Source organism: Serratia sp. OLAL2, from assembly GCF_002752475.1.
Lineage (GTDB): Bacteria > Pseudomonadota > Gammaproteobacteria > Enterobacterales > Enterobacteriaceae > Serratia > Serratia bockelmannii.
The window spans coordinates 488592-498294 of the sequence record NZ_MSTL01000018.1 but is presented as its reverse complement, the minus strand read 5'-3'; the positions used below and the strand labels follow the sequence as shown (position 1 = coordinate 498294).

Sequence of the window (9703 nt, the reverse complement as noted above, 5' to 3'; positions counted from 1 at the left end):
ATGGGAAGCTCTAGCCTTTTGATATCCGTTACTCTTTTAAGGGCACGTAACATGAACTCATCCCATACCCACTTACCTCAGCCTTCGTCCGCGCGTCTGAGCCTGCCGGTTGAAGGCATGACGTGCGCCTCATGCGTCGGGCGCGTCGAGCGTGCCTTGACCGCGATTCAAGGCGTACAGGCGGCAACGGTTAATCTCGCGACCGAACGCGCCGACATCACGTTCAACGGTCAGGCCGATCCGCAGGCAGCCGTTCGCGCTATTGAAGGCGCCGGCTATACGGTGCGAGAGGAAACCGCCGAACTGGCGATCGAAAACATGACCTGCGCCTCCTGTGTCGGCCGGGTGGAGAAAGCGTTGGCCCAGGTTGCCGGCGTGATCGAGGCCAATGTCAACCTGGCGACCGAACGCGCGCGGGTGCGCTACCTGGCCGGCACCGTATCCGCAGGCGATCTGGAAGCCGCCGTCACCCGTGCCGGTTATACGTCTCGTCGCTTGACGGCGGATAGCGCCAGCGCGGGCGACCAGGCCGCCGAACAGCGCGAAAACGAGGCGCGCGCGTTGCGGCGCGCCCTGTTCGGTGCCGCCCTGTTTACCCTGCCGGTATTCCTGTTGGAAATGGGCTCGCACCTCATTCCCGCCATACATGAGTGGGTCATGCAGGTGTTGGGCGCGCAGACGAGCTGGTACATCCAGTTTGTCCTCACCACCTTGGTTTTATTTGGCCCCGGCCTGCGCTTCTTCCGCAAAGGCGTTCCGGCGCTGCTGCGCGGCGCCCCCGATATGAATTCGCTGGTTGCGGTCGGCACGGCGGCGGCTTACGGCTATTCGCTGGTCGCCACCTTCGCCCCCGAGGTGTTGCCGCAGGGCACCGCCAACGTTTATTTCGAAGCCGCCGCCGTCATCATCACGCTGATCCTGCTCGGACGCGTGCTGGAGGCGCGCGCCAAGGGGCGTACCTCGCAGGCCATCAAACGGCTCGTCGGCCTTCAACCCAAGGTCGCGCGCGTCCAGCGGCATGGCGAAACGGTCGAAATCCCACTCGAGCAGGTGGTTGCCGGCGATGTGGTGTTCGTCCGGCCGGGGGAGAAAATCGCGGTGGATGGCGAGGTCATCGAAGGCGCGTCTTATGTCGATGAAAGCATGATCACCGGTGAACCGGTGCCGGTCGAGAAAATCGTGGGGGCCGACGTGGTCGGCGGCACCATCAACAAAACCGGCGCGTTCAGTTTCCGGGCGACAAAAGTCGGCGCGAATACCGTCCTGGCGCAAATCATCCGACTGGTGGAAGAAGCGCAGGGGTCCAAGCTGCCGATTCAGGCGCTGGTCGATAAGGTCACCATGTGGTTCGTTCCTGCTGTGATGGCCGCTGCGGCGCTGACGTTCCTGATCTGGCTGGTCCTCGGCCCCACCCCGGCGCTGACGTTCGCACTGGTCAATGCGGTCGCGGTGCTGATCATCGCCTGCCCTTGCGCCATGGGCCTGGCGACGCCAACCTCGATCATGGTCGGCACCGGGCGCGCCGCCGAACTGGGCGTATTGTTCCGCAAAGGTGAGGCTCTGCAGGCGCTGCGCGATGTCAGCGTTATCGCTCTCGATAAAACCGGCACGCTGACCAAAGGCCGCCCGGAGCTGACCGACCTCGAACCCGCAGAGGGCTTCGACTATGACGAGGTGTTGGCCCTGGTTGCCGCGGTCGAGACGCGATCCGAACACCCCATCGCGGAAGCGATCGTCGCGGCGGCAAAACAGCGTGATCTCACGCTCGCCATCGTCGACAGTTTTGATGCCGTACCGGGTTTCGGCGTCTCGGCCAGCCTCGGCGGCCGGGCGGTTTCCGTCGGTGCGGATCGCTTCATGACACGGCTCGGGCTTGATGTGACAAGTTTTCAGTCCGTCGCCGAACGCCTCGGCGCCCAAGGTAAAAGCCCGCTTTATGCCGCCATCGACGGCCGTTTGGCTGCGGTGATCGCCGTTGCCGATCCGATTAAGGAAACAACGCCGGAAGCCATCGCGGCATTGCATGCGCTCGGGCTCAAGGTTGCGATGATCACCGGCGACAACGCCGCAACGGCGGCGGCGATCGCCCGGCAACTGGGGATTGATGAAATCGCGGCCGAAGTGCTCCCCGAGGGCAAGGTGGCAGCGTTGAAATCCTTCCGCAGTCGCGGCGCGAAAGTCGCCTTCGTCGGCGACGGCATCAACGATGCGCCGGCGCTGGCGGAAGCGGACGTTGGGTTGGCTATCGGCACAGGCACCGATGTGGCGATAGAAGCGGCCAACGTGGTGTTGATGTCGGGCGATCTGCGCGGCGTAGCGAACGCCATTGCGCTCAGCCAGGCGACGATCCGCAACATTCAGCAGAACCTGTTTTGGGCCTTCGCCTACAACGCCATACTGATCCCGGTGGCGGCGGGCCTGCTCTATCCGTTGAACGGCACGTTGCTTTCACCGATCTTCGCCGCCGCCGCGATGGCGCTTTCCAGCGTGTTCGTCCTTGGCAATGCGCTGCGGCTAAAACGTTTCCACGCGCCGATGGCCGTCGAGAGCCGCGCAGCAGCGGTGGCAGAAACAGCCCCCCCACCGGGATATCGGCATCATCGTAACAGGAGGACAGGATGAATATCGGACAAGCCGCCAAATTATCCGGCGTTTCGGCGAAGATGATTCGCTATTACGAGCAAATAGGCCTGATCCCGAGAGCGGCTCGCTCCGATGCGGGATATCGCCACTACGGTATGCCTGAGGTGCATAGCCTGCGCTTTATCCGGCGCTCACGCGACCTGGGTTTTTCCGTTGAGCAGATATCTGCATTGCTGCTGCTGTGGCACGACCGCGAACGTGCCAGCGCTGATGTTAAAGCCGTCGCGCTGTCACATATCGCGGTGCTGAAAACCAAGATTGTTGAACTGCAGGCGATGGCGCAAACACTGGAACGCCTTGCCGGCCATTGCCGCGGCAATGCGCGCCCCGACTGCCCTATTCTGGCCGATTTGGCGGAGCCGGAAGCCGCCGCCATACCGCGCCAAACGCCGCGTTTCGGGCTGATGCGCGAGCCGAAACCAAGGCGTCTGCGTGAATCGCCGTAAAAAGAGTTTGACCCTGCCATGCTGGCAAGCTTTACCGTTATCAAACACCGTAATCGACGAGGAGAGTAAAATGATTCGTTTTCATATTCCCGCCATGACCTGCGGCGGCTGCGCTAAATCTGTCACCCAGACGCTGCTGAGCGTTGACCCGCAGGCGCGCATTCAAACCGAGCCGGCCAAACGGGAAGTGCTCATCGAGAGTCTGTTACACAGCGATACCTTCATCGCCGCGCTGGACGAAGCCGGTTTTCCTCCGGCCGAGGCGGATTAAGCGCCGCATCAGGCTTAGCGCAATTGCTCGATCAGGAAATGGATGTCGTACAGCCAGCGTTTGGCGCGTGCGGAGCGTACCAGCATCGACACGCACAGCGGCCGGGGGTGTTCTTTGCAGGCGGAGGGGGAAAACCAGCGCCCGGTGTTGGCCGGCGGCTGGAAATACAGCTCGTGGTTGTAATTGCTGCTGTCGACGCCGAAGGTATCGAAGTAGCGGCGCATCAGCGTGTTGGAGTCGCTGAACGACAGACTGAGCGCGGTGTTGATCTCGGTTTCCGGGGTGATGACCACGCCCTTCTTCTGCCGCCCAGGCGCGTTGAATGCGGCGATAAGCGCGATGACCTGTTGCTGAATGTCTTCTGCCATGACGACCTCAAGCCGGTATGAATAAAGATGAATGCGGTTCTCTGTCTGACTCTGCTCGCCGCGGCGAGTTCGGGCCGCCGCGCGGGTTTTCTGTTTCTTTACACTTTCCATAAAAAACCGCGCGCAGCCACACTTCTGGCGCGCGCGGTCGATGGTTAGCGGCTGAGCGTCGTCTTGTCGGCGATGACGCCGTCCCCCTGCCGCTCGGCGGCAATGCCGCCGCCCAACACTTTATACAGGGTGGCCTGATTGTCGTACGCGGTCTGCTGCGCGGCGATCAGCGACTGCTGCGCCGTGTACAGCGTGCGCTGCGCGTCCAGCAGCGTCAGGTAGCTGTCCACGCCCTGGCGGTAACGCAACTCGGCCAGGCGATAATATTGCTGCGCCGCCGCCACATAGCCGGTTTGCGCCGCCAGCTGTTCCTGCAGAGTCGCTTTACGCGCCAACGCGTCGGCGGTTTCCTGAAATGCAGTCTGCACCGCTTTCTCATAGGTGGCGACATACAGATCTCTCTGCGCTTTGCTGTAGTTCAGTTGCGACGTGTTATAGCCACCGCTGAAGATCGGCAGGCTGATGCTCGGGGCGAACGACCAGACGCCCGCGCCGTGGCTGAACAGCGACGAGAGTTCACCGCTGCCCACGCCGCCGCTGGCGGTCAGGCTGATCGACGGGAAAAACGCCGCCCGCGCCGAGCCGATGTTGGCGTTGGCGGATTTCAGGTTATGCTCAGCCTGCAGCACGTCCGGCCGCGTCAGCAGCACCTGCGAAGACACCCCAGCCGGCAGATTGCGCATGATTTCGCCGAGCCCATCGATACCGCTCGGCAGCAGATTTTCCGGCACGCTTTGCCCCACCGCCAAATCCAGCGCGTTTTTCGCCTGCGCGGCGCTGGTCGCATAGCTGGCGGCGTCCGATCGCGCCTGTTGATAAACGGTCTCCGCCGACGCCACGTCAACCCGCGACGCAATGCCGTGCTGCTGGTTCTTGCGCGTCACCTCCAGCGAACGTTTGGCGCTTTCCATCGTCTGCTGCGCCACCGCCAAATTGCTGCGCTCGGCCGCCACCGCCACCCAGTCGGTGACGATATCGGCGATCAACGTCAGGCGGGTGCTTTTTGCCGCCTCCGAATTGGCCAGGTAAGTTTCGAACGCCGCGCGCGACAGGCTGGCGTTTTTGCCGAACAGATCCAGCTCGAACGCGCTGACGCCGGCCTGCGCTTCATAACTCTGACTGATGGCGGTGGCATTGCCGCTACCGTTCAGCGAACGCCCGCGGCTGCCGTCGGCGGTGGCGTTGATCGTCGGGAACAGCGCCGAGCGCTGCTCACCGTACAGGGCGCGCGCCGAGGCGATATTGGCGATCGCCTCGCGCAGATCGCGGCTGCTGTCCAGCCCCAGCGCCACCACCTGCCGCAGCCTGGCGTCCTGCACATAGTCGCGCCAGGCGACGTCCGGGTAGCTCAACGCCTGCTTGCCGGCGGCCTCGCCCTGCGGCAGGTTGGCGGGCACCGGCGCCGCCGGGCGCTGGTAGTGTGGATCCAGCGACAGACACCCGCTCAGCAGCAGCGGTAAAGTTAACATCATGACTCGTTGCAACACGTTATTCTCCTGCCTGAGACGGCGAGTTGGTGGGCCGGCGGGTAAACATGCGGCGCACCAACACATAAAACAGCGGTACGAAAAAGATGGCCAATGCGGTGGCGGTGATCGTACCGCCGATAATGCCGGTACCGATGGCGATTCGGCTGTTGGCGCCGGCGCCGCTGGATACCGCCAGCGGCAGCACCCCGGCGGTGAACGCCAGCGAGGTCATCAGGATCGGCCGCAGGCGCATGCGTGCCGCGTGGACCGCCGCGCCAATCAGCGTTTCCCCCCGCTGGTGCATCTCCTCGGCGAACTCGACGATCAAAATGGCGTTCTTCGCCGACAGGCCGATGATGGTGAGCAGCGCCACCTGGAAGTAGATGTCGTTTTCCAGCCCGCGCAGCGTGATCGCCAGCAGCGAGCCCACCACGCCCATCGGCACCACCAACATCACCGCGAATGGAATCGACCAGCTCTCATACAGCGCCGCCAGGCACAGGAACACCACGATGAGCGAAATGGCGTACAGCGACGACGCCTGGCCGCTGGTCAGCCGTTCCTGATAGGACAGCCCGCTCCAGGAATAGCTGCTGCCGGCGGAGTATTTCGCCGCCAGTTTCTCCATCTCGCTCATTGCCGTACCGGAGCTGACGCCGGCGGCGCCCTGCCCGGTGATCTCGAACGACGACAGCCCGTTATAGCGCGACAGGTTCTCCGGCCCGTAGATCCAGTGCGAAGACGCAAAGGCGGAGAACGGCGTCATGCTGCTGGCGCCCGACGCATTGGTGCCGCGCACAAACCAGCGGTCGAGGTCTTCCGGCTTGGCGCGGTACTGCACGTCGCCCTGCATATAGACTTTTTTCACCCGGTTGCGGTCGATAAAGTCGTTGATGTAGGTGCTGCCGAACGCGCTGCTGAGGGTGCTGTTGACGTCACCGGCGCTCAGGCCGAGCGCCTGCAGCTTGCCGTTGTCGATCACCACCTGCAGCTGCGGGGTGTCCGGCAAGGTGTTGGCGCGCACTGCCAGCAATGCCGGATTGTTGCCGGCGGCGGCGACGATCTGGTCGCGCATCGCCTGCAGCTCGGTGCGGGTGGTCGCCCCTTTGGCCTGCAGCTCGAAAGTGAAGCCGTCGGACTGACCGAAACCGTCGATCGCCGGTGGGCTCATGGAGAACACCTGGGCGTCGCGCAGCGAAGCGAAGTGCGCCATGGCGCGTTTGGCGATGGCGTCGGCGGTGTTCTCGCTGCCGCTGCGCTGGATCCAGTCTTTGAGGCTGACGAACGCCATGCCGGCGTTTTGCCCGCTGCCGCTGAAGCCGAAACCGTTGATGGTGAAAATGGTGCTGACGTTGGCCTTTTCCTGATCGAGGAAATAGGCGGTCACCGCCTCGCTCACCGCCGAGGTGCGGGCGTTGGTGGCGCCGGCCGGCAAGGTGTACTGCACCATCACCGAACCCTGATCCTCATTGGGCAGGAAACCGGTCGGCAAACGCAGATACATCACGGCCGCGGCGATCAACAGCAGACCGTACAGCAGCAGATAGCGCGTTGGCCGGTGGATCACTGCGCCGACCTTGTCGGCGTACTTCTCCTGCAGCCGGTTATAACCGCGGTTGAATCTACCCAGCAGCCCTTTGTCGGTCTGTTCTTCATGCGTCGATTTCAGCAATGTGGCGCACAGCGCCGGCGCCAGCGTCAACGCCAGCACCACCGACAGCACCATCGAGGAGACGACGGTGATTGAAAACTGACGGTAGATCACCCCGGTGGAACCACCGAAGAACGCCATCGGCAGAAACACCGCCGACAGCACCAGCGCGATGCCGACCAGCGCGCCGGTGATCTCGCGCATCGATTTCTCCGTCGCCTCGCGCGGCGGCAGTTTATCTTCACGCATCACGCGTTCGACGTTTTCCACCACCACGATGGCGTCGTCCACCAACAGCCCGATCGCAAGCACCATGCCGAACAGCGTCAGGGTATTGATCGAATAGCCGAACGCCGCCAGCACGCCGAAGGTGCCCAGCAACACCACCGGCACGGTGATGGTCGGGATCAGCGTGGTGCGCAGGTTTTGCAGGAACACGAACATCACCACCACCACTAACACCACCGCTTCAAACAGCGTTTTCACCACCTCCTCGATCGAGATGTTGATGAAGTCGGTGCTGTCTTTCGGGTAGGCCACCTTGTAGCCCTGCGGCATCGCGCTTTGGTATTCCGCCACCTTGGCCTTAACCAGTTTGGCGGTGCTCAGGGCGTTGGCGCCCGCCGCCAGCTTGACCGCGATCCCCGCCGCCGGGTGGCCATTGAGGTGCGCGCTGGCGGAGTAGTCTTCGTTGCCCAGCTCAACCCGTGCCACGTCACCCAGCCGCACCAGCGCGCCGCTGCTGTCGCTTTTCAGGATGATATTGCGAAACTGTTCCGGCGTTTGCAGCCGCGACTGCGCCTTTACCGTGGCGGTCAGCTGCTGATCGGCGGCGGCCGGTAGATCGCCGATCTTGCCGGCAGACACCTGGGTGTTTTGTGCCTCGATCGCCGTCTGCACGTCGGAAGGCATCAGCGCATAGCTCGCCAGCTTGGTCGGATCCAGCCAGATACGCATCGCATATTCCGAGCCGAACACCTGCACGTCCCCCACGCCCTCGATGCGCGACAGCGGATCCTGCAGGTTGCTGACCAGATAGTCGGAGATATCGGCCATTGTCGCCTTGTCGCTTTCGTCATACAGCCCGACGATCAGCAGGAAGCTGCTCTGGGATTTCTTGACCGTCACGCCCTGCGCAGTGACCGCGCTCGGCAAACGGCTTTCCGCCTGCTGCACCTTGTTTTGCACCTGCACCTGAGCGATATCCGGATCGGTGCCCTGATCAAAGGTGACGTTGATGCTGACCGAGCCGCTGGAGCTGCTGGTCGAAGAGAAATACAGCAGGCCGTCCAGGCCGGTGAGCTGCTGCTCAATCACCTGCGTGACGCTGTTTTCCAGCGTTTCCGCGTCCGCGCCCGGGTAAGTGGCGGAGATGGAAATCTGCGGCGGTGAGACATCCGGGTACTGCGAGACGGGCAATGAATTGATCGACATCAGGCCGCACAGCATGATGATGATGGCAATCACCCAGGCGAATACCGGCCGCTGGATAAAGAACTGCGCCATATCACTGCTCCCCGCGTTCGGTTTTGTCGACTGAAACCTCAACCGGCTTCACCGCGGCGCCGATCGTGACCTTGCCGGTGCCTTCGACGATCAGGCGATCGCCTTCGTTCAGCCCGCTGCCGATCAGCCAGTTGCTGCCCACCACCCGTTCGGCGCTGACGATGCGCTGCGCCACGTTGTTTTGCTCGTCCACCACCAACGCGGTGGCTTCCCCTTTGGCGTTGCGGGTGATGCCCTGCTGCGGCGCCAGAATGGCTTTGGGATCGACGCCATTATCCACCGTGGCGTGGACGTACATACCGGGCAGCAGCTCATGCTTGGGGTTGGGGAACACCGCACGCAGCGTGACCGAACCGGTGGCCTCATCCACCGCCACCTCGGTCAACTCCAGCTTGCCGGCGTGGGCATAAGGCGTGCCGTCCTCCAGCTTGATGGCGACCGGCGTGACCGCACCGCGCTGCAAAGCGGCCTGCTGACGGCGCAGTTTAAGCAACTGGGCGCTGGACTGGGTCAGATCGACATAGATCGGATCCAACGCGCGGATGGTGGCCAACGCATCGGTCTGGCTGGCGGTGACCAGCGCGCCCGGCGTCACCGATGAGATGCCGATGCGGCCGGCGATCGGTGCCCGCACCTGGGTATAGGCGAGGTTGATGCGCGCCGTCTCCAGCGCTGCCTGATACTGGGCCACCGACGCCACGGCCGCCAAATAGGCGGCTTTGGCATCGTCCGCATCCTGCTGAGAAACGCCGTTCTCTTTCACCAGCGCCGCATAGCGCTGTGATTTGAGCCGGGTGGATTGCACCGTGGCCTGGGCGTTTTTCAGCTGGGCGGCGGCCTGATCGTAGCTGGCCTGATAGCTGGCGGGGTCAATTTGGTACAATACCTGCCCGGCTTTCACCTCGGCCCCTTCGGTGAACAGCCGCTGCTTGATGATGCCGTCGACCTGCGGCCGCACGTCGGAAGTCATGGTGGCGTTGACCCGGCCGGTCAACTCGCTGCTCAGGGTCACTGACTGGCCGCGCAGCGTGACGACGCCGACCTCCTGCTCACCGCCTGCGCCCGTCGGCGCACCGGCGTTTTGCCCATCGCAGGCAGCCAGCAACAGCGACAGCCCAAGCACCAAAAGCGTTTTTCTCTGCATTGCAATACGATCCCATTGAGAATGACTATTCTCAATATATCGAATGCAGACATTCGCTTCTGAAAGGGTTGCGTAAGGATTCGGTAAAAGTCCG

7 protein-coding genes are annotated in these 9703 nt (G+C 62.9%); 3 read left to right on the top strand and 4 right to left on the bottom strand.

Annotation, left to right across the window (positions count from 1 at the left end; all coding sequences use genetic code 11):
* Positions 1-51 precede the first annotated feature (51 nt).
* The 3 genes from BVU99_RS15790 (at position 52) to BVU99_RS15780 (ending at position 3360) form a co-directional block, all read left to right on the top strand.
* On the top strand, positions 52-2622 hold the full coding sequence (locus BVU99_RS15790; RefSeq protein ID WP_099817270.1) for a heavy metal translocating P-type ATPase: 2571 nt from the start codon (positions 52-54) through the stop codon (positions 2620-2622).
* Positions 2619-3089 (top strand): Cu(I)-responsive transcriptional regulator, encoded by a 471-nt coding sequence (cueR, locus tag BVU99_RS15785; protein ID WP_049295646.1) that lies wholly within the window; start codon positions 2619-2621, stop codon positions 3087-3089. Before BVU99_RS15790 ends, cueR begins: the two co-directional genes overlap by 4 nt.
* Positions 3090-3162: 73 nt before the next feature.
* The gene (locus BVU99_RS15780) at positions 3163-3360 is read left to right on the top strand and encodes a heavy-metal-associated domain-containing protein (protein WP_168186799.1); all 198 of its coding nucleotides are present in this window, start codon (positions 3163-3165) and stop codon (positions 3358-3360) included.
* Positions 3361-3374: 14 nt separating this feature from the next.
* On the opposite strand, the gene BVU99_RS15775 is transcribed toward BVU99_RS15780, so the two are convergent.
* The 4 genes from BVU99_RS15775 to BVU99_RS15760 form a co-directional block, all read right to left on the bottom strand.
* Positions 3375-3728: a DUF1493 family protein gene (locus tag BVU99_RS15775; RefSeq protein WP_025302880.1), complete on the bottom strand. Its 354-nt coding sequence runs from the start codon at positions 3726-3728 to the stop codon at positions 3375-3377.
* Positions 3729-3883: 155 nt separating this feature from the next.
* The gene (locus tag BVU99_RS15770; RefSeq protein WP_144334744.1) at positions 3884-5326 is read right to left on the bottom strand and encodes an efflux transporter outer membrane subunit; all 1443 of its coding nucleotides are present in this window, start codon (positions 5324-5326) and stop codon (positions 3884-3886) included.
* A gap of 1 nt (position 5327) precedes the next feature.
* Positions 5328-8465 (bottom strand): efflux RND transporter permease subunit, encoded by a 3138-nt coding sequence (locus BVU99_RS15765; RefSeq protein WP_099817268.1) that lies wholly within the window; start codon positions 8463-8465, stop codon positions 5328-5330.
* A gap of 1 nt (position 8466) precedes the next feature.
* Entirely contained in the window at positions 8467-9609 is a 1143-nt protein-coding gene (locus BVU99_RS15760; protein ID WP_099817267.1) for an efflux RND transporter periplasmic adaptor subunit, read from the bottom strand.
* Positions 9610-9703 lie beyond the last annotated feature (94 nt).